Raw genomic sequence first — 19,933 nt, 5'->3', positions numbered from 1 at the left:
ACTGTTACCGCAGTCTATCAGATTATTTTTTCCAGTCCCAGCAAATATAACTCTTTACTTCGATCTCGCGAAGCCTTTGGTTTCCTGATGACGACTTTTGCAAAATCAGCCTGCATTAATTGTCGGAATGCCTCAAAGTCACTCCCCTGAAATACTTTGACAAGAAAGTTTTCACCGGGGTTCAAATGTTCGCGACAGAACATCAAAGCAAGTTCTGCCAGATACATGCCGTGAGCCTGATCACTGACACGAATACCGGTAAGATTGGGTGACATATCGGAAATTACAAGATCTGCCCGTTTCCCATCCAGAACTTTCTCCAATGCGGCCAGAACACCATTTTCACGAAAATCGCCTTGAATGAATGTCGCACCAGGTAAGGATTGCATATCCAGCATATCCAGCGCAAAAACCTTTCCGGTCGGCCCGACAGATTCGAGTGCCACTTGTGACCAGCTGCCAGGCGACGCTCCCAGATCAACAACCGTCATTCCCGGTGAAAAAAGTGCATCGCGCTCGGCGATTTCCTGTAATTTGTAGGCCGCACGCGAACGATAACCTTCGTGGTTAGCCTTGCGGACAAAGTTATCGTTGATATGCGCTTTTATCCAGGCTCTGCTGGTTCTGGCAGATTTCATCAGGTAAAATCCAGTGTTTTTAGGAAGGTTGTAATGCTTGAACTTGATATGGCTCTGCGCCGGCAGCTTACGGCCAGTGCGCACCACCTGAATCCGGTAGTAACGATTGGCAAGGATGGCCTGGCAGAAAGTATTATTAGTGAGCTCGATCGGAGTCTTTTGAAGCATGAGCTTATCAAGATTAAAGTGCTTGAAGGCGACCGGGACCAGAGAACTTCTTTGCTGGAGAAAATTTGCCTTTCTCTAAATGCCGCACCTATCAAGCAGATCGGTAAGATTTTGATTATATACCGGATCAACCCGGATAAAAAAAACGTCGAGACCACGGCTTTGAGCATATCCAAGTCTGGCTTTAAACCAAAACGCAAACCCAAACCTGCGCAACGAATGAAGAAAGCCCTACCGAGAAAATAAACAGCCGAAGAAACTGATTGCTATTTCTCTCGGACAAGATTCCCTAATACTTAGTGATCTGGTATAACTCAGACCAGTTTACGCATATGGAGATGCTTATGAGTACAAAACTGGAACTGCCGATTCAGGAATTTACCACCCCCTATCCGGTCACCGCGCGCGAGGATAGCTCAATTGAGGAGTTACTGGATATCGTCAAGAATCTCAAGGTGCGCCACATTCCCATCATGTCGAATGGAAAAATCACGGGCATCGTCAGCGATCGGGATCTCAGAATCGTTTCGGCATTGAGTGCCCGTGAAAAGTTCCTGGTCCGAGCAGATGATCTAATGACGCCCGATCCCGTGACTTTTCAGGGCAACACCTCCATCGAGGATGTGATTCTGGAAATGTCAGAGAAAAAAATCGGCAGCGTTCTGGTGGCAGATGAAAAGGGAGATCTGCAGGGTATATTCACAGTAACTGATGCACTGGATGTTCTGATTGAGATATTACGAGGCAGAAAATGACACAAGTTCGTGATCTGATGACGCCTATGCCTCAAACCATAGGCTTCGATATTTCAGTGGAAAAAGCCCTGGAGATAATGAAAGAATGTGCCTGCCATCATCTCCCCGTACTGGATGGTGGAAAACTGGTTGGCGTATTGAGTGACAGAGATCTATCAATGGCCAGACATGACTCAAATGATGTTAAAGCCGAACATCTTGTCAAGGATCTCATGAGTGATGCACCCATCGTAATCGAACCTTCCGCCGAAATTAATACCGCTATCCGGACAATGCTGGATAACAAAATCAACAGTCTTATTGTCAGAGTAGAAGGGAACCAGCCGTGGGGTATCCTTACTTCAACTGATCTTTTGCGCCACATTGTAGAAAAAACCTAAAGCAAACCACGCCGACAAGCCTTGGAGGAAATAAAGAATATCTACTTTATTTTCTCCAGCAGCGCTATTAAGTATAAAAATCAAGCCAATAATTTCAGAAACACACTTCCAGCTTCCGGGTTATCACAAACCACATCAGCCCTTACTGACAAGGACTCGACTTACTCGCTTCTGCAGAAATTCAGCGAAATGGACGACTTAGAAAGCGCGACCCAGCCAACCCAAAACGCCAGGGTATTTCTTTTGCCCTGGAGATACCAATACGCGGCCCGGTAATAACTGTTACTGGAGTTGTGGCCGGCAGAAGCTGAAACGGAGGAATATCAACCGGCATGCCACTATGCGCCATAGTAATTCCGAGCGCCTGACAAAGCCGCCCGGGACCTGCGCAGAGCAAACGTACATTATCCAGCCCGCGTCGTTTCCGCATAACATCCAATCCTCCTGCCAGCGGCTCCAGTGCGCGGATCAGCACCCCGGCACCATGGCCTGGCGGACAGCACACAATATTGAAGCACCAATGTATGCCGTAAGAGCGATAGACATACGCATGGCACGGTGGCCCGAACATCACCTGATTGCGCGGCGTTATTCCACCAAAACAATGTGAGGCAGGATCCTCATGATCATAAGCCTCCACCTCCACAATCCGACCACCTACACCATTCAGCATAAGCGTCACGCCTATCAGGGAACGCGCCACTTCAGCAGAGGGAGCTGAAAAATCAATATCAAGAGATGAAACCAGATTCATACACGACAAACATTCAATAAAATTAGAGCAACTGTTCGATATCTCCAACCAGAGATTCCGGCTTATCAACTGGCGCATAACGTTTAACCACTTTCCCGGTTCTATCTACCAGAAACTTGGTGAAATTCCATTTGATACCCTTGGAACCCAGCACACCAGGTTTTTCATTCTTCAGATATTGGTAGAGCGGATGGGTATTGGTACCATTCACCTCAATCTTTGCAAATAAAGGAAAGCTGATGTTGTAACCGGATGAGCAAAATTCCTGAATTTCACGTTCATTACCCGGTTCCTGGCGGCCAAATTGGTTACAGGGAAAAGCAAGTACAACCAGCCCCTGATCCTTGTATCGTCGATATAACGCTTCCAAACTCTGATACTGAGGTGTAAAACCACATTTACTGGCCGTGTTCACTATCAGCAAGACTTTACCCTTATAATCGCTGAGCAGTTTATTCTGCCCATCAATCGTTTTTATACCATAGTCATAGATATCCATCGCTATTTATAATGCTACTCAGAAATTATCATGATTAGAAAAAACCCCACGGGTGATCAGCCGATCGTCCACGAAAGTGCTTTTGTTGATCCCACTGCCATTCTCTGTGGACGTGTTGTCGTACACGAAAATGCGTTTATCGGGCCATACGTTGTCATTCGGGCGGATGAGGTGGATGAAGCCGGAAATATGGAACCCATTACAATAGGTGTGCATTCCAATATTCAGGATGGCGTAGTCATTCACTCCAAATTGGGTGCAGCAGTTACTATCAGGGAGCGCACCTCAATCGCCCACCGGGCAATTGTACACGGGCCTTGTACTGTCGGCCCCGGAGTGTTCATTGGATTTAACAGTGTACTGTTCAACTGCACAATCGGTGAAGGATGTGTCGTTCGCCACAATTCAGTCGTTGATAGCTGCGATCTGCCACCAGGCTTTTATGTTCCTTCCACACAACGCATCAGGCCAAAAACCGACCTGGCTTCCATCAAAAAAGTAACCCCCCAAGCATCAAAATTTTCTGAGGATGTCGCCAGAACCAACAAAATACCCTTGTACAAGGGTATAAGCGTATTCAGAATGAACTTTAGGGAACTTCGGACAACCCGCAGCGTAAATTGATCATCACCCAGATGCTGCTCATACTCCCTCTTTTATTTTAATATCGCTCAAATCCAGCTTATGAAAAAATCCATATTGATTACCGGTTGCTCCAGCGGCATTGGCTATTGCGTTGCGCATGAATTGCAGACGCGCGGTTACCGTGTTTTTGCCACCGCCCGCAGGCAGGAAAGTGTGGACATGTTGCTTGCTGAGGGATTAGAAAGTTTCCAACTTGATCTGAACGATTCCAGCTCAATTCAACGCGCAGTTGAAGAAACCCTGAATCGCAGCAATGGCCAATTGTATGCATTATTTAACAATGGTGCATATGGCCTGCCTGGGGCGGTTGAAGATCTCAGTCGGGAAGCCATGCGCGCCCAATTTGAAACCAATTTTTTTGGTTGGGTGGAGCTGACCAATCTGATCTTGCCCGTCATGCGCAAGCAGGAACAGGGTCGTATCATACAAAACAGCTCCATACTTGGCTTTGCTGCCATGCCGTTCCGTGGCGCGTACAACGCCTCCAAATTTGCAGTCGAAGGCTGGAGCGATACCTTACGGCTGGAACTGAGAGGGAGCAATATTTTTGTCAGCCTGATCGAACCAGGGCCAATTGCCACGAAATTCCGTGCCAACGCAATGAAGGCGTTTGAACGCTACATCGATATCGAGCACAGTATTCACCGCGAGAAATACCTCATTGTTCAGGACCGGCTGAACAAGCAGGGACCCACTGTCCCTTTCACTCTGCCTCCAGAAGCCGTATTGAAAAAGGTGATCTGTATACTTGAATCACGTACCCCTGATGCCCGCTATTACGTTACCTTTCCGACCCACATGTTTGGCCTTCTCAAGCGCATCTTGCCCGTTTCTGTACTGGATAAATTATTGGCTAAGGCCGGGCACAAGCATCAGTAAAGAAATATAGTGCTCAAATATTTCCAGACACATAGTTAGATTCTTTTCAAGAATTATGCATAATGAATGCTTGGTAATTTATCGTTGCAGCCGAAGGGCAAACTATTGATCGGTATGCTACTGGCTCTCCCGAAAATTGATGAAAATTAGAAATATTCTATGACCGTCCCTTCCTATCCCCTGCTGTATCAGCTCAACGCCCGCATCAAACAGTACGAGCTTTCACGCGCTGCTATCTCACCTCCCCCACTGAATGATTGGCCTGATAGTGAATGGGATCGGTTAGCTGAACTGGGGTTTGACTGGGTATGGCTGCTTGGCGTATGGGAAACCGGAAAAGCTGGCCAGCGTGTTTCACGTACACAGCCTGGTTGGCAGAAAAGCTTTAAGGCCACCTGCTTACCGGATCTATCCGAGACAGATATTTGCGGTTCCTGCTTTGCCATTACCCGTTATCAGGTGGCCGACAGACTGGGAGGAAACAAGGCGCTACAGCACCTGCGCCACAAACTCAATGAACGCGGATTGCGCCTCATGCTCGATTTCGTTCCTAATCACACCGCACTGGATCATCCCTGGATGCAGACACACCCCGAGTTCTATATCAACGGGACACGGGAGGATTTACAGCGCAATCCACAAAACTATGTTGCACTTGTATCGAATTCATCTGGCAAAGATCAGCGAATTTTTGCCTATGGCCGTGACCCTTACTTTGATGGCTGGCCAGATACCCTACAACTGGATTACAGCAATCCTGCCGTACAACAGGCGATGCAAGTAGAACTGCTAAACATTGCCAAGCTGTGCGACGGCGTACGTTGTGATATGGCCATGCTGTTGTTACCGCAAATTTTTGAACGTACTTGGCAGCGCTCTATTACCTCCTTCTGGCCTGCCACCATTCAGGCAGTCCGCAAACAATTTCCGGGTTTCCTTTTTCTGGCTGAAGTGTACTGGGATCTGGAATGGATGCTGCAGCAGCAAGGATTTGATTACACTTACGACAAACGATTATATGATCGGCTACTTAGCCAAGTTCCCAAACCTGTGCACGACCATCTCACAGCAGATATCACTTATCAGCGCAAACTCGCCCGGTTCTTGGAGAATCACGATGAGCAGCGCGCGGCAACTGTTTTTCCACCGACTGTGCATGAAGCAGCAGCCATGATCAATTATCTGGCACCAGGGATGCGTTTTTTTCAGGCTGGACAACTGGAAGGCAAGCGGGTACATATCCCGATTCACTTATGCAGAAGTCCGGTTGAGCCGACAGACTCCAGACTCAGTCACTTTTATCAACAGCTACTGCAGATTCTGAAAAATCCGGTGTTACGACAGGGAAACTGGGTATTGCTGGAATGCTTGCCGGCCCAGAAAGAGAATGGGACTTGGAATAATTTCATCGCATACCGCTGGCAGGGAGAAAACAGTGACTCTCTGCTAATCATCGTCAACTACGCACCCCATCCGGGCCAATGTCTAGTGGAGTTTGCTGATTTACAACCAAAAGAAAGTACCGGGAGCTGGCATGATCTGATGAATCCGAGTGAATCGTTACCAGTTCGGATAGAAAATATTACTCAGCTTTTTGTTGACCTGCCTGCCTGGGGTTACCGCATTCTGGAAAAGCAACCTTAACCTCAACTCATTCAGTGGAGGCACGCCGGGAGAGATGCAATTTATCCACTGTCTGCATCACCAGGGAATAAACGGCCGGCACCACCACTAATGTAAGCAGTGTTGAGGAAACCATGCCCCCGATAACTGCAACAGCAAGCGGGCGATTGGTTTCAGCACCGGCCCCCAGCCCCATCGCTGCCGGCAGCAGTGCGAGGATGACAGTCAACGAGGTCATCAGCACTGGCCGCAGCCGGATCGGACAGGCCTCCTTAAGAGCTGCATCAATAGACTTGCCCTGTTCACGCAGTTGATTAGTTAGATCAATCAACAGGATGGAATTTTTTGCCACCAGGCCGATCAGCAACACCAGCCCGATCATAGAAAAGATGTTGAGTGAATTGCCCGTCAGCCACAAGGCAAAAATACCGCCAATAATGGCAAGTGGCTGTGCCACCATAATGATAAGCGGCTGCAGAAAGGAATTGAACTGACTGGCCAGCACCATGTAAAGCAAAATCAGTGCAAGCGTAAAAATAAATACGGTACTCTTCATCGTCTTGGCCAATTCTTCCGCCTGCCCGGTAAGTTTTACCGTATAACCCGGTGGCAATAATTCAGTAGCCTGCTGAAATACACCATCGGTTGCTTTATCCAGCGGCAGTATAGGGTTGATATAGAACATCGCCGCATATTGCAGATCAAAGCGCCCGATTAACGCGGCACCCAGGGTATCCCGAAATTCAGCAACCGCATCCAGTCTTACCAGCTCATTCCCGTTACTTCTCAGATAAATCTTTTTCAGATCGTCCAACTGGCTAAACCGATCTTCCTTACCTTTAATCCGGATCTCATAGCGTTGCCCATCCCCGGGATCATCGTTGAATCTGGCCACGTCAACACCACCGGTAAACATATTGATTGCCGTGGCAATATCGGTTGCAGATATACCGAGACTGGCAGCACGTGTCCGGTCTATATTCACGATCAGCTGCGGCAAATCAAGATCAAGATCAAGATCAACCTTGCCCATCCCTGGAATTCTTCCCAACCGTAGCTGCATTTCCTTAGCCAGACGCCCCACTTCCTGCAGATTGGAGCCAGTCAAATTAAATTGTAATTTTTCTGAGCGTTGGCCACGCACAATGGAAATCGGGGCAGGAAACGCCCGGACGCCAGGAATTTTATCGAAATGTTCTCTCAGTTCACGCATCAACACCTTCTGGCTCATATTACGGGCGTTTCGATCATACAAGCGTACATTGACAAACCCTTTATTCACCTGGCCATCCTGCCCGGCCCCAATCATTCCAAAATAACTGATAACCTCTGAGGGATACGTTGCCAACACACGCTCGATCAACCTGAGGCGGGAATCGGTATAGTCAATACTTGAACCGAGTGGCGTTCTGAACGTTATTGTAAATACACCTTCATCCGTTTCTGGAGAAAATTCCTTATCTACTTTCCCAAAGAAGAAAATACTGCTCAATACCATTATGATGGTAAGCACAATGACTTTCCAACGATGCTGTATGGAAAACGTCAGCAGCAAAACATAACGCTGATCCATACGATCAAACCAGTTATCCAGCCAATAATAGAGACGACCATGTTTCCGATCGACACGCAAATAACGTGAACACAGCATAGGTGTCAGCGTTAATGAAACAAGCAGGGAAATCAGCACACCAAAGGTAACAACCACAGCAAATGACTTGAAGAATTTGCCGATGATACCTTCCATAAAGATTACTGGTGCAAAGATACATACCAGCGCCAGCGTAGCTGCCATGACAGCGAATACCACTTCGTGACTGCCTCTAATCGAGGCAGCCACCACATCCACTTTACCGTGCCTTGCCTGATCGCGACTCATATGCCGGAAAATATTCTCCAACACCACGATGGCATCATCCACCACCACCCCGATCAGCAACAGCAAAGCCAGCAACGTCATGGTGTTAAAAGTAAAACCCGAGAAATACATGACAGCAATGGCACCCATCAGTGATACCGGAATTGCAGTCGCAATAATCAGCGTTGAACGCACTGAACGCAGAAACAACCAGACGATCAGCGCAGCTAGCAAGGTACCTTCGACTAGATGTTCCTGCAGTGCATATACCAGCTCCTTGATAAAAATCGCATCACTGGAAGAAATACTGATACGCATCCCGGGCGGCAAGCTCGGATTGATATCTTCTGCCAGCCGGCGCTCAACTTCATCGATGATAGCAACCGTGTTGGCATTTGAAACCTTGACAATTCCCAGTCCTAGCGAGGGTAGCCCATTGAATCGGGCCACTTGGCGGTAATCAGCCAGATCATCCGCAATCTCTGCAATTTCCTTCAATCTGATCGGAGCACCTTCACGGTAAGCTACGATCAGATTGCTCATATCTTTTAGATTATGAAACTCTAAATCCAGCTTGATCAATCTCTCCGTGTTTTTACCTGTCAGGAAGCCACCCGGTAGCTGAATATGCTCGCGCCGAAAAGCATTGATGACATCGCTGGCAGCCAGGTTATAGGTAGCCATACGCTCGGGCAAAACATTGATTCGTATCGTGCGATCTCGCCGCCCTCCCAGACGAACCTCACCGACACCATCAATGGTTTCCAGTTTTTTCTTGATGACATTGAATCCATACAGATTAAGTTGCTGTAAAGTCCGATCACCCTGCAGCGACAGCCACATCACAGGCTGTGCGTTAGTTTCGATTTTGCGTACGATTGGCGGGTCGGTATCATCTGGCAAACGTTTCAGAATCTGGCTGATATTTGCCTGCACCTCGTTATAGGCAACATCAATATTCTTATCCAGAACGAAGGTGATTGTTGTCGTTGAGACACTCGGAGAAGAGCTGGATTGCACATGTTCAATACCGGGAATGGTATTAATGGCGGTTTCAATAATGCCGGTAATACTGGCATCAACAATATCAGGGTTTGCTCCAGCCAGTGTCGTAGTTACCGAAATGACAGGAAATTCGATATATGGCCAGCGATCCATTCCAATTCGCTGATAACTGATAACACCCAGCAATACCAGTAATCCTGAAACCATCCACGCCAGCACATGGCGCTTGATCGACAGCTCTGGCAGCGTCATGAATTCGCTTGCTCCAGTATTTCCCTTTGTATAGTGACCTTGGTGCCGTCGGTAAGAAAAGCTGCACCATCCAGCACAATCTGCTCACCTGCCTGTACGCCATCAATGATTTCAACCATTCCATCCTGATTTAATCCGGTTCGCACGACACGCTGTTCAACCTGCTCGCCATTGATAGCATAAACCACCTGGCCTGCCGGCCTGAGCACTACACTCTGCTCCGGCACAACCACTACATTCTCACGCACGCCAAGGATGACCACACCACTAACGCTTGCACCCGCGTGCCAACCAGGCTGGTTCTCAATATAGACAAGTGCATCAATCGCCCGATTGCTAACACCAATTGCAGGCTTCAATTCCCTGATACGGGAAATAATTTCAGTATCAGAGGTAGGTGTGCTCAGCCTAACTTCAAGATTCGGTCTGATATATGAAGCGATACTTTCCGGGAATGGCAGATGTGCGCGCAAATGCTGATTACTGATAATTTGTAGCAACGGATCGCCAACCTTGACATAGTCTCCCTCAACAACAGTCTGGGATTCAATTTTTCCATCCATTGGCGAAAACAAGCGTGTCTTAGATTTATTATGTTCAATTGTGGCCAGACGGGATTTCGCTCCTTCCAGCTGCCGGCGCAATGCTATTTCCTGAGTCTTGACATCATCCAACACGATCTGGGAAATAAAATTTCGTTCTACCAGCCGGGTATTACGTTCGACTGAACGCTGTTGGTTTTCCAGCAACGCCTCCAGTCTTGCCACCTCGCTGAGCGCTTCACGTCGTAGCAGCTGATGATCCGCCGGATCCAACAAAGCAATTTCCTGTCCTTTTTTCACATGTTGCCCCTGGCGCACCAATACTTTAAGGACACGCCCAGATACTTCCGCTGCGATCGTGGGATCCATTATGCCCTCCAGTGAACCAATGGATTCCTCTCGTACTTCTATAGACACATTCCTGGCCGTAGCTACACTGACTGCTGGCGGGTTAGCTGTTTTTATAACCTCTTCCTGCTTACCACAAGCAGCAAGCATCAGCACCAGAACGATACACAACAGTTTCTCTACCCTACTCAACACCACAGTCAACGCTCTCCTGTAATCCACAAATGGCAACCACGTGATCTACCACATCAAGATTATCCCAGCTGTAAATTTACCGGATCACTCGGTAGACAGCTGTCTCACACACAATCAGAATGTGTCCCCCGCAAGAGGTAAAGAATCGAGGAATATTATCAAATATATACCCTTTATCTTCTTAAAAATAAAAAGTCTTTTCCTTTTCGTGAGATTTGGAAACAAATGATAAAGCTAGAGTATAGGGCCTGAGAACCTGTTCAAAATCTCTGGGAGTATGAGAAACTCGGGAGATGAGAAAAAGTTACCTGAGCGACATCAGTCGTGAACAATTCGAGCTTATCAAGCCTTTGCTGGAGAGCGCGCGCAGGAAGACCAGCCCTCGACGAATAGATCTGTACGAGGTTTTTTGTGCGGTGCTGTATTTGCTCAAGAGCGGCTGCCAGTGGCGAGCCCTGCCTAATGACTTTCCCAAATGGCGCACTGTCCACTCATACTGGGCCATCTGGAGTGAGCCGCGCGAAGGAGGCAGCCTGCTGGAGCAGGCATTAAAAAAATCAGGTTGGCGAGGTTCGCACCAGACAGGGACGCAACGCCTGCACGTCATTCTTGATCGTGGACGCATAGAGCGTGAAGAACACGGACACGGCGAGCCAGAAGGGCTATGACGCAGGCAAGAAGGTATCGGGCATCAAACGTCATATCGCGGTCGATACCCAGGGTTTGCCGCATACCATTGCGGTGACGACAGCGGAAGTGACCGATCGCAAAGGTGCGTTGCAGGTTTTTCGGCGTTGTTGTTCAGGCCTTGGCCGGGTGTTGGCGGACAGCGGTTATGTGGGGGAGCCGTTTGCTCAAGGTGTACGCGATGTGCTGAGCGAGACTGTCGCGGTTCAGATCGCCAAGCGCAGTGAGTTGCATACCTTCGCCGTTATCCCCAAGCGTTGGGTGGTGGAACGCAGCTTTGCCTGGTTGGAGAAGAATAGACGGCTGTGGAAGAACTGTGAGCGCTTACCCAACACCAGCTTGCAGTTTATTCACCTGGCCTTCCTGGCCGTTCTACTCAAAAGACTTTGAACAGACTCTGAGCGATTCCAAGTTACTAAAAGCAACAGAACCAACTAATAATTGAAAGTGGGGTAGATTAAGATGGGGTTACTACAGAATAAGTCATTCTTATTTCGAGCTATCCCCACCGAAGAAAAACCAGTGAGGACAGCGTAAAAGCTTACAGCATAGTAGCAAATAGCAGCTGTGCTGCTTTCAGAAAGTTAGTTCACAACAGGCGTGAGATGCACAGCTAGTGCGACTAATCCAGCTAATAGTACCAATAAAAATACACTGGCAAATATCATGTTCTTGGTGGTGTCAGTATCGCTGCCTTTTTCCACTGTACTCATTTTTCGTAACCCCTTTATTGTATGAATTAGAAACGAAACAATGATGAACTAAATTTACATCCTCTTTGTTGATTCAAATCAACAAAGAGGATGTAATCAACCAAAAATATTGTAGTGGTCTAATTTGTCCGGACACATCGATAGGTGGAGAATCCACCACCCGATGAGTTTTAAATGAAAAGGAAATGCAAGCAATTTGATACCAGCTTCAAACTAGAAATCGTACATATGATTAAGAAACAGGGGCTGAGCATATTCCACGTCAGTGAAAGCATGAGCATCGGCCAGAGCACCATCCGTCGCAGGGTGACTCAATATGAATCAGAACAAAGTGAGAATTCTGGCATCGGCAATCCGCTCACTGCCGAACAACAACTTATCCGCTAGCTTGAGCAGTAAAACCGGCAATTGAAGATGGATGTCGATATCTTAAGAAAGGCGTCAGCCTTCTTTGCTGGGCAACTGAAATGTGAACCGCCCCGGGTTTTGAGGAGGCTCCACTATCTGAGAAGATGGAGCCATGAACAAATCAAATAAATATTCCCCCGAAGTAAGAGCGCGCGCAGTCCGTCTGGTGCAGGAACACCGCAGTGAGTATCCCTCGCTGTGGTCGACGATTGAATCCATTGCGCCGAAGATCGGCTGTTCAGCCCACACATTGCTTGAATGGGTGCGCAAACACGAGACTGATACCGGCTTGCGAGACGGTGTGACCAGTGAAGAGCGCGACCGCATCAAAGCCCTGGAACGCGAAGTAAAGGAATTGCGCAAGGCGAATGAGATTCTGAAGCTGGCCAGTGCTTTTTTCGCTCAGGTGGAGCTCGACCGCAAACTCAAATCCTGAGATCGTTCATCGACCAGTACCGCGACGCCCATGGGGTCGAGCCGATCTGCAAGGTTTTGCAGGTCGCCCCATCAGGGTATCGGCGATATTCCGCGCAACAGCGTAATCCGGCTTTGCGCAGTGCCCGCGTCCTGCGTGATGATAAACTGCTGCCGCAAATACAGCGGGTCTGGCAGACCAACATGCAGGTCTATGGTGCCGACAAGGTCTGGCGTCAGCTTAAGCGTGAAGATGTCCAGGTGGCACGCTGTACGGTCGAACGGCTCATGAAACGGTTAGGGCTGAAAGGTGCCAGGCGTGGCAAGGTTGTGCGCACCACAGTTCCGGACAAGGCGCTGCCGTGTCCACTGGATCGGGTTAACCGGCAATTCAAGGCAGATCGTCCGAACCAGTTGTGGGTGTCAGGCTTCACCTATGTCTCGACCTGGCAAGGCTGGCTGTATGTGGCTTTCGTCATCGATGTATTTGCCCGGCGCATTGTGGGCTGGCAGGTGAGCAGCTCCATGCGCACGGACTTTGTGCTGGATGCCCTGGAACAAGCGCTGTATGCCCGGCAACCGGGGCGGATGGATGCCTTGGTACACCATAGCGACAGAGGCTCGCAATATGTCTCCATTCGCTATACCGAGCGACTCGCCGAAGCCGGAATAAAACCCTCGGTCGGCAGCAAGGGCGACAGCTACGACAACGCGCTGGCAGAAACCATCAATGGGCTGTACAAAACAGAATTGATTCACAAGCGCGCCCCCTGGAAAACCAGGGAGGCCGTGGAGCTGGCAACGCTGGAATGGGCAGCCTGGTTCAACAACCAGCGGCTGCTGGAACCAATCGGTTACATCCCTCCCGCAGAAGCTGAGGTAAACTACTATAGGCAATTCGCCAAGGAAGCCATTCCGGTGGCTTGACTTTAACCAAACAGCCTCCTCAAAACCCGGGACGATTCAACAATGCTCAGAATAACGTTTCAAAGAAACAAGTCAGTGCTTTTTGATATGAACAACTACTCACTTCTTTTTGTCGTCAATCCTCGATCTTCAAGCCCTTTGAGAACAGATTCAATTTGTTCCACATTTAGGACTTCTGGTGCGTTCGTGCCTGTCTCGGTAATTTTACCCTTAGCAATCATCTGAGCAATGATTGAGGCAGTCCATGATGTCATATGAGTTCCTGGTTCAGCTATCTCATAGATAAGCGTCTTTTCTTTATTATCTTTCTTCCCTGTAACCGTCACTTTGAAATAGCCATTCTCATCTTTAGCAACTTCTGAGTTTTTTAACTTACGTTCCATGAGTGCAACTGTAACATCAGTTAAACTTACCATCTGTTCATCAATTGCAATAGGGTCAGTATCATTCAATCCGGCTTCAATAAATTTGAAGTAGAGCTCAGTAGCTTCGGAAGGGAGCAGTCCCCCCTTATTAATGACTTCCTTGACGCCATCTATATAGCGTGGAAGTGTTGCAGGTTCACCATGGCCGACATAATAAACGTATCCGTCGAATTTACCATCTGTTGAAGTTACCCGGGTTTTCTCCGTTCCCGAAGATACTTTCTTATACTCACCATCGAGATATTGAAGGCATTTTCCACTTAACATATGGTAAATGTGCTCAATAACGCCAGGGCCACCGCCAGCTAAAGCAGGCCACAGCCAATCAATAGAAATTTTGTCAGTTTGATCCAGTTTGGTTGAACCTAATTTACTCATCATGTTAGTCCAACCAGGAGATACTCCGCAGCCGGTAAAGACCGGAATCTTCGCTTCCTTAGCTTTATCGTTCAGATTGTTCAGGATCTCTAATGTAGGTTCATAATCATCATTAATATCAACATAAGGGATGCCTGCTTTTATAGCTGCTTCGGCAACTGGCGGACCAAACCTATAATAAGGGCCTACAAAGTTGCAAATAACATCACTATTTTGTTCTTTAAATATCTTGATTAGTTCGTCAGGCTTATTAGCGTCTGCTTTAATTGCAGAAACCTTAGTGTTACCTATCTTATTAAGTTCTTTGGCAAGTTTCTCAGCTTGAGCTACATTATAATCAGCCAATACGATTTCATTGACACCACTGTTAACGAGATCACGAGAAAAAACTGAGCCTTCCTCGCCAGCTCCCCCGAGTACTAAAAATTTCGACATAAGATCTCTCCTTATTAATTAACACTATTGTTAATTACTTAATACACACTCACACTAGATCTACTCTCGCTTGATGTCGAGTTATTGATTCAAAGAAGAAGAAAATTCTCATCTTTGCAGCATTCACACAACAGCAATACGAGCTTGCAATGGCTAAATTACTGCCCAACAATGAGCTCTGGCCGAAACTAGTGACCATTCTGCTCCACAATAACTTCTACAACAAGCAAGATTTGCTGTATGACTGTCGAAAACATGCTGTACCGGTTTGATGGTCAAGGGTACGACGGGTGCGGTGATTGATGCCACACTGATTGAGTCAGCGGCACGTCCTAAAAAGACCATCACACTGGAGATGGATGCAGAAGACGGCTACGTGCGCTGGGTGCACACCGCCCCTGCCAACCAGAGCGAAATGGTACATTTCGAAACAACCATCGTTGGCGCGCACATCGAGGCGAATCGAGTGTATGCGGATAAAAGTTCAGTAAGCCAACGCCAATCGGCAGTTTCTGAAAAAGCACAAAATCAAGAGCACGATCATGCACCGGGCATACAAGAACAAACCACTCTCGGCACGATAAAAGTCAATGTCCAAGCCGTGCTGAAAAGCATCTGCATGAATCTGAAAAAAGCTGCCAACAAAATTTCTGTGGATGAGCCATTCAAAAGGGGAGCAATCCGCCCCAATGCAGCATATGGGTGAAAAACTCCTTTGGAAAAGGAGTAAAACTTCATTTTTCTGTTAAAAACACATAAAAGTATCATTTGGAAATCCCTCCCCCACCGTTACAACAAAATTATCAGGGTTATGCAGAGGTAATGGCATGCATGCGGCAAGCCCTGGGTATCGACTGCGATATGGCGTTTGATGCCAGAGACCTCTTTGCCCGCGTCATAACCCTTCTGGCCCGCCGTGTCCGTATTTTTCACGCTCTGCGCGTCCACGATCAAAAATGACGTGCAGGCGTTGCGCCCCTGTCTGGTACGAACCTCGCCAACGGATTTTTTAACGCCCACTCCAGCAGGCTCATTCCAGCACACCGTGAGACTAAACATCTAAGTGAATTCTCCACTTTAGTGCTTGCGCCCAAAGATTATTCCAGGTGAAAAGACAGGCAAAAGCAGCCCATCCGATACGAATATGACGATGCACAATATCCACCGGTTTCTGCGCGTATCGGTTGGGCGTGCCTGTTCAAGCGGGTGTTTGATAGCGATATCGAACACTGTCCGCGTTGTGGAGAGGATATGAAAATCATTACCGCCATCTTGGAATCCAGCGCGATTACCAAAATTCTTGATCAGCTCGGCCTGCCTGGGCAGGCCGTCTAGAGTGCCTGCACAAATCCACGATCTTTTCAAGTCATCCTGATCTTGTACTCACTCTTTCAATCCTTTTTATCACTGGATAGATTTTTACCCTTGGGTGTCTTTCGCCTGAAGCGCCAAAATGCTGCAGAATCTTTGGCTTTTCATGTTAACTGAACCGGAATATACTCACATTTAATCAGTTAACACAATGGTTGGCAGCTGGGCCAACTTTCAACACATTTAGCAACCATGGAAAAAGTGGTTTATTTTTTCTGTACCCCACTTGGTGTTTTTGCGATTTACCGACGCGGTAGTATTGAGAAAACCTGATGAAACTCCAGCTCTCGAAATTCTTATGTTCCCGAACCCCTAGCAAGGAGACAAACCATGCTCAGCACCGATTTTCACGAGCGGCTTGAAAACCTTTCGATTGAAACGTGCGATATGCATCGCACCATTGTCTCGTTGATGGAAGAGCTTGAGGCAATCGGCTGGTACAACGGCGCTGTGATGCACATGACAGCACACAGGCAACGCGCTATCCGGATCCGGGTGATTGCTGTGATTGTGATCGGTTTCGGCCTGCTGCCCATCAGGGAAGGCAGCGTGGTTCTGTTTTATGACGGGGCGGCGCGTGATAATTCTTGGCGTCCTTGGCACCTCAACACACTAAGCGTACAGTGGCTCATGAGATGGTCCGCATTCCCGAATCCAAGCTGATGGACGGCCCCGCACAGGCAGAGATGCCCCAACTCCCTTGGCATCGAACAAAGATCATCTGCACCCTGGGTCCGGCGACCGATCAACCGGGCGTGTTGGCGCGACTGATCGGCGCGGGGATGATGGATGTCGCCCGCTTCAATCTGTCGCACGGCGACCACGCCAGCCATGCCCGCCGGATTCAGCAGGTGCGTCAATTGGCGCAACAAGCGGGACGGTTCATCGCCGTCCTGATGGACCTGCCAGGACCGAAGTTCCGGCTGGGGGAGTTGTCCAACGGTGCGCGCGAACTGCATCTGGGCGCGGATGTGATCCTGGCGCTCGAGGCCGATCCTCCAGATGGGCTACCGGTAAAGCACCCGGCGTTACTGCAGGCGCTGCGTGTGGGTGAGTCAGTATATCTCGCGGACGGCGCGATCAGGCTTGAGGTTAAAATCGCTGGCGCGGAGCGGGTTGTCTGCCAGGTGCTCGTCAGCGGGACGGTCACATCGGGTTCGGGCATCAACGTGCCAGAATCCAAACGCTCGGTGCTCATACCGACAGACGATGACCGCCGGCACTTGGTCTTTGCGCTGGAGCAACAGGCGGAGTGGATCGGCGTGTCGTTTGTCCAGTCCGCTGATGACCTGATCCGCGTCCGGACACTGCTGCCGCCCGGCCAGCAGCCTTTGCTGATGGCCAAGATCGAAAAACGCCAAGCTCTGGTCGACCTCGATGCGATCATGGCGACGTCCGATGGTGTGATGGTGGCTCGCGGGGATTTGGGGGTGGAGACCGATCTGGCTGAGATACCCCTGGTCCAGAAACGGATCATCGCCTTGGCCAATGCCCAGGCACGCCCGGTGATCACCGCCACCCAGATGCTCGAATCCATGGTTACTCAGGAACAACCAACACGTGCCGAGGTGACGGATGTCGCCAATGCTATGCTTGATGGGACGGACGGCGTGATGCTGTCCGCCGAGACCGCCATCGGACGCTTTCCAGTGGCTGCTGCCGAAATTCTGCAGCGGGTACTGACGGCCACTGAAACCGAGTATGCAGTACGCGTTGCACGTGACCGGCTACGGGCAAGTGAGTCGACCCCAGCGACAAACCCCATCAGCCTGGTTGCCTGCCAGCTTGCGGCCCGTCTCAACGCTAAAGCCATCATTGCCCCCGTCAGGGATATAGCGACCGCGCTGGGGATTGCCCGCTTCCGGCCCGCGGCGCCGCTAGTGGTTATGGCTGACTCTGAAGACTTGTGCCGCCGTCTGGCGGTGGTCTGGGGCGTATCACCGTTGTTAGCCGTGGCGGAGTTTGAACCGCAATCGTGCCTGTACTTGGCCAGCCACTGGCTGTGCGCGCAAGGGCTTGCTCAGCCAGGCGATCCCGTCGTCATGTTGTCCACCTCCGGGGCAGCACAGGGCGCGGCCGATACACTACAGGTAATGCGCGTGGACAACAGTTAACGATCCTGCTACCAAGTGATGCGCTGGCCGAGCCCGTGTTTGGCATTATCAAACAGATATTAGGCTTCCGCCAGTTCCTGATGCGGGGGATTCAAGTAACAGCTGGCGAATGGAAACTGGTTGGGTTGCTATGGCTTAGAACCTCAAACGGATACATGCAATGACAACAGGATAAGTAAAAATCCAAGGAACCCTTGTATTGACGAGAATTGAGCTTAAAAATAACGGTAAAGAGTATTCCGTTTTAGTTTTATTCAGAAGCGCCGAGAAAAACTTTGAACAGGTTCTGAGCACTTATAAATTCCTGTTGAAAGTGTAGTAGATATAATTCGCATGGTTTTTACTCCTTGAATTGACTAATAAGTGCTCAAGTTTAACACTCATCTCCTGCTCCTTTTACGGCAGGTTACCATCTTAATTTGCTGTCCGAAAATTGGGGCCACTATACTTCCGGATTTTATATAAATAGGTGGTAGCAAATAGCAGGTCAGCACAACCAGAAATTATTCTTTCAACCGGATATCAATTTTGCCGTCTGTAACCTGAATGTGTTCCACGCCTTCGGCGAAAGATTGCCAGAAACCAGGATCAACCCCGAATTCGCTAACCAGATCAATATTCTTCAATCCACCCAGCCAGGCATTAGGAATGGGGACCCCCATGATACTAACACCCTTGAGGACGATGACCGGCTTGTTATCCCGGTAAGCCATACCAAGACCAGCATTCAGACGCAGCGTTTTCCCGCCCAGCACCGGAAAATCCTCCTCCAGCGGTAACAGCAGCTTGGCACTGACAAGATCATTCGTAAAATCAATTGCTAGCTTCTGCGCCAGATCGGTATTTTTGGCTAGCAACGCATTTATTTCTCGCTCGGTAAAGCTAATTTCACGCTTTGCGCCCTGTTCAGAATATGCCTCCGGTTTCAGGAAACCCTCCTTGTATTTACTATTTTGGCTTGCTTTCGGTGATGAAAATGAAAAGTCATAACCGATTGACCGAAGCTTTTGCTGTAATGTCTTTTCTTCTCTTTGACTCAATTCAACTGGCTCAAAGGACGAAACGAAAATATACGTTCTGAGCACCCAGTAAGTACCCGCCACGGTCAGAACGATCGTGGCTAAAACAATCAGCAATACATGAGACCAATGTATAGCAGCTTTTTTGCCAATCTCCTCAGTTGAATTCATTTCTATCCGCACAAGTTATCCACCGGGAATTATAGCCTGCTGCTTTATAAACCTGTAACCACTATGGAAAACAGATAATCCAGCCAGCAAAATCACTACAATGAACCATTTGCGTTAATCGCAAAAAATGGGTTTGTCATATTTTGAATATGGTACGGATATCGGGGCTATCGGTTGTGACGCATACGATCGAGACAACAACTACCTATAAGCTACCACCAATCGACACCATTCAAATATTGAGCACTGAAATTTATCTGATACGGTTATGTAGTAAATAAAAATCACCAGTTCAAATTACCAGATTCGATTGCGGATCTTCGCAAGATG

General features: G+C 48.6%; 20 protein-coding genes, 2 pseudogenes and 1 other annotated feature. Of the genes and pseudogenes, 12 read left to right on the top strand and 10 right to left on the bottom strand.

The annotated features are described in order from the left end of the window. Nucleotides 1-17: 17 nt before the first annotated feature. Complete coding sequence (locus ACZ5EJ_RS04455) at nucleotides 18-638, bottom strand: RlmE family RNA methyltransferase (protein WP_011634079.1); 621 nt, start codon at nucleotides 636-638, stop codon at nucleotides 18-20. A 33-nt stretch (nucleotides 639-671) separates the two neighbouring features. Between ACZ5EJ_RS04455 and yhbY the strand changes: the two genes are divergently transcribed. The 3 genes from yhbY to ACZ5EJ_RS04440 all read left to right on the top strand — a co-directional run bounded on the left by yhbY (nucleotide 672) and on the right by ACZ5EJ_RS04440 (nucleotide 1,941). Continuing rightward, on the top strand, nucleotides 672-1,052 hold the full coding sequence (yhbY, locus tag ACZ5EJ_RS04450) for a ribosome assembly RNA-binding protein YhbY (RefSeq protein ID WP_011634078.1): 381 nt from the start codon (nucleotides 672-674) through the stop codon (nucleotides 1,050-1,052). Nucleotides 1,053-1,150: 98 nt separating this feature from the next. Next, nucleotides 1,151-1,561, top strand: a complete 411-nt coding sequence (locus ACZ5EJ_RS04445; protein ID WP_074456118.1) for a CBS domain-containing protein — start codon at nucleotides 1,151-1,153, stop codon at nucleotides 1,559-1,561. Continuing rightward, nucleotides 1,558-1,941, top strand: a complete 384-nt coding sequence (locus tag ACZ5EJ_RS04440) for a CBS domain-containing protein (RefSeq protein ID WP_011634076.1) — start codon at nucleotides 1,558-1,560, stop codon at nucleotides 1,939-1,941. The genes ACZ5EJ_RS04445 and ACZ5EJ_RS04440 overlap by 4 nt, the downstream gene beginning before the upstream one ends. Nucleotides 1,942-2,122: 181 nt before the next feature. Here the strand turns inward: ACZ5EJ_RS04440 and ACZ5EJ_RS04435 are convergent, their stop codons facing one another. After that, nucleotides 2,123-2,695: a DNA-3-methyladenine glycosylase gene (locus ACZ5EJ_RS04435; RefSeq protein ID WP_011634075.1), complete on the bottom strand. Its 573-nt coding sequence runs from the start codon at nucleotides 2,693-2,695 to the stop codon at nucleotides 2,123-2,125. Nucleotides 2,696-2,717: 22 nt separating this feature from the next. Further along, on the bottom strand, nucleotides 2,718-3,194 hold the full coding sequence (locus ACZ5EJ_RS04430; RefSeq protein ID WP_011634074.1) for a glutathione peroxidase: 477 nt from the start codon (nucleotides 3,192-3,194) through the stop codon (nucleotides 2,718-2,720). A gap of 30 nt (nucleotides 3,195-3,224) precedes the next feature. On the opposite strand from ACZ5EJ_RS04430, the gene ACZ5EJ_RS04425 reads away from it, so the two are divergent. The 3 genes from ACZ5EJ_RS04425 (at nucleotide 3,225) to ACZ5EJ_RS04415 (ending at nucleotide 6,362) form a co-directional block, all read left to right on the top strand. Further along, nucleotides 3,225-3,818, top strand: a complete 594-nt coding sequence (locus ACZ5EJ_RS04425; RefSeq protein WP_107818418.1) for a gamma carbonic anhydrase family protein — start codon at nucleotides 3,225-3,227, stop codon at nucleotides 3,816-3,818. Nucleotides 3,819-3,878: 60 nt separating this feature from the next. After that, nucleotides 3,879-4,718 carry an SDR family oxidoreductase gene (locus tag ACZ5EJ_RS04420; protein WP_011634072.1) on the top strand — a complete coding sequence of 280 codons (840 nt, stop codon included), beginning with the start codon at nucleotides 3,879-3,881 and terminating at the stop codon, nucleotides 4,716-4,718. A gap of 159 nt (nucleotides 4,719-4,877) precedes the next feature. Then, complete coding sequence (locus tag ACZ5EJ_RS04415; protein ID WP_074456119.1) at nucleotides 4,878-6,362, top strand: alpha-amylase family glycosyl hydrolase; 1,485 nt, start codon at nucleotides 4,878-4,880, stop codon at nucleotides 6,360-6,362. A gap of 7 nt (nucleotides 6,363-6,369) precedes the next feature. On the opposite strand, the gene ACZ5EJ_RS04410 is transcribed toward ACZ5EJ_RS04415, so the two are convergent. Together ACZ5EJ_RS04410 and ACZ5EJ_RS04405 are read right to left on the bottom strand one after the other, a co-directional pair. Continuing rightward, entirely contained in the window at nucleotides 6,370-9,456 is a 3,087-nt protein-coding gene (locus tag ACZ5EJ_RS04410; RefSeq protein WP_464557558.1) for an efflux RND transporter permease subunit, read from the bottom strand. Continuing rightward, nucleotides 9,453-10,568, bottom strand: coding sequence for an efflux RND transporter periplasmic adaptor subunit (locus tag ACZ5EJ_RS04405; protein ID WP_256328332.1), 1,116 nt, complete (start codon nucleotides 10,566-10,568; stop codon nucleotides 9,453-9,455). The genes ACZ5EJ_RS04410 and ACZ5EJ_RS04405 overlap by 4 nt, the downstream gene beginning before the upstream one ends. Nucleotides 10,569-10,834: 266 nt before the next feature. Here ACZ5EJ_RS04405 and ACZ5EJ_RS04400 point away from each other — a divergent pair. Beyond that, nucleotides 10,835-11,618, top strand: a pseudogene (locus ACZ5EJ_RS04400) (IS5 family transposase). A 194-nt stretch (nucleotides 11,619-11,812) separates the two neighbouring features. Here the strand turns inward: ACZ5EJ_RS04400 and ACZ5EJ_RS04395 are convergent. Continuing rightward, on the bottom strand, nucleotides 11,813-11,941 hold the full coding sequence (locus ACZ5EJ_RS04395; RefSeq protein ID WP_256201608.1) for a hypothetical protein: 129 nt from the start codon (nucleotides 11,939-11,941) through the stop codon (nucleotides 11,813-11,815). 174 nt (nucleotides 11,942-12,115) lie between these two features. Between ACZ5EJ_RS04395 and ACZ5EJ_RS04390 the strand changes: the two genes are divergently transcribed. Both ACZ5EJ_RS04390 and ACZ5EJ_RS04385 read left to right on the top strand, forming a co-directional pair. Beyond that, nucleotides 12,116-12,328 (top strand): transposase, encoded by a 213-nt coding sequence (locus ACZ5EJ_RS04390; RefSeq protein WP_074456519.1) that lies wholly within the window; start codon nucleotides 12,116-12,118, stop codon nucleotides 12,326-12,328. A 133-nt stretch (nucleotides 12,329-12,461) separates the two neighbouring features. After that, a protein-coding gene (locus ACZ5EJ_RS04385) for an IS3 family transposase (protein ID WP_464557555.1) occupies nucleotides 12,462-13,690 on the top strand; the annotation gives its coding sequence in 2 pieces (ribosomal slippage) (nucleotides 12,462-12,741 and nucleotides 12,741-13,690; 1,230 coding nt in all). Next, nucleotides 12,740-12,856 (top strand) — a sequence feature (AL1L pseudoknot). It overlaps the preceding gene by 117 nt. 95 nt (nucleotides 13,691-13,785) lie before the next feature. Here the strand turns inward: ACZ5EJ_RS04385 and ACZ5EJ_RS04380 are convergent. Beyond that, nucleotides 13,786-14,928 carry a saccharopine dehydrogenase family protein gene (locus ACZ5EJ_RS04380; protein WP_074455988.1) on the bottom strand — a complete coding sequence of 381 codons (1,143 nt, stop codon included), beginning with the start codon at nucleotides 14,926-14,928 and terminating at the stop codon, nucleotides 13,786-13,788. Between the two features lie 295 nt (nucleotides 14,929-15,223). Here ACZ5EJ_RS04380 and ACZ5EJ_RS04375 point away from each other — a divergent pair, with 295 nt between their 5' ends. Continuing rightward, a complete protein-coding gene (locus tag ACZ5EJ_RS04375; protein WP_240142170.1) occupies nucleotides 15,224-15,634 on the top strand; it encodes a hypothetical protein in 411 nt (136 codons plus the stop codon). 122 nt (nucleotides 15,635-15,756) lie between these two features. On the opposite strand, the pseudogene ACZ5EJ_RS04370 reads toward ACZ5EJ_RS04375, so the two are convergent. Next, nucleotides 15,757-15,965 (bottom strand): annotated as a pseudogene (locus ACZ5EJ_RS04370) (transposase); the annotation flags it as partial. A 40-nt stretch (nucleotides 15,966-16,005) separates the two neighbouring features. After that, nucleotides 16,006-16,293 (bottom strand): hypothetical protein, encoded by a 288-nt coding sequence (locus ACZ5EJ_RS04365; RefSeq protein WP_011634065.1) that lies wholly within the window; start codon nucleotides 16,291-16,293, stop codon nucleotides 16,006-16,008. Nucleotides 16,294-16,629: 336 nt separating this feature from the next. Here ACZ5EJ_RS04365 and ACZ5EJ_RS04360 point away from each other — a divergent pair, with 336 nt between their 5' ends. Both ACZ5EJ_RS04360 and pyk read left to right on the top strand, forming a co-directional pair. Next, nucleotides 16,630-16,962, top strand: coding sequence for a ferritin family protein (locus ACZ5EJ_RS04360; protein WP_011634064.1), 333 nt, complete (start codon nucleotides 16,630-16,632; stop codon nucleotides 16,960-16,962). Further along, nucleotides 16,935-18,413, top strand: coding sequence for a pyruvate kinase (gene pyk, locus ACZ5EJ_RS04355; RefSeq protein WP_240142169.1), 1,479 nt, complete (start codon nucleotides 16,935-16,937; stop codon nucleotides 18,411-18,413). Before ACZ5EJ_RS04360 ends, pyk begins: the two co-directional genes overlap by 28 nt. A 503-nt stretch (nucleotides 18,414-18,916) precedes the next feature. Here the strand turns inward: pyk and ACZ5EJ_RS04350 are convergent. Beyond that, nucleotides 18,917-19,603 (bottom strand): hypothetical protein, encoded by a 687-nt coding sequence (locus ACZ5EJ_RS04350; protein WP_011634061.1) that lies wholly within the window; start codon nucleotides 19,601-19,603, stop codon nucleotides 18,917-18,919. Nucleotides 19,604-19,933: the final 330 nt, after the last annotated feature.

The organism is Nitrosomonas sp. TNE100, assembly GCF_055387135.1.
Note: the sequence above shows the minus strand (reverse complement) of the source record. Positions and strands in the feature narration are given on the sequence as shown.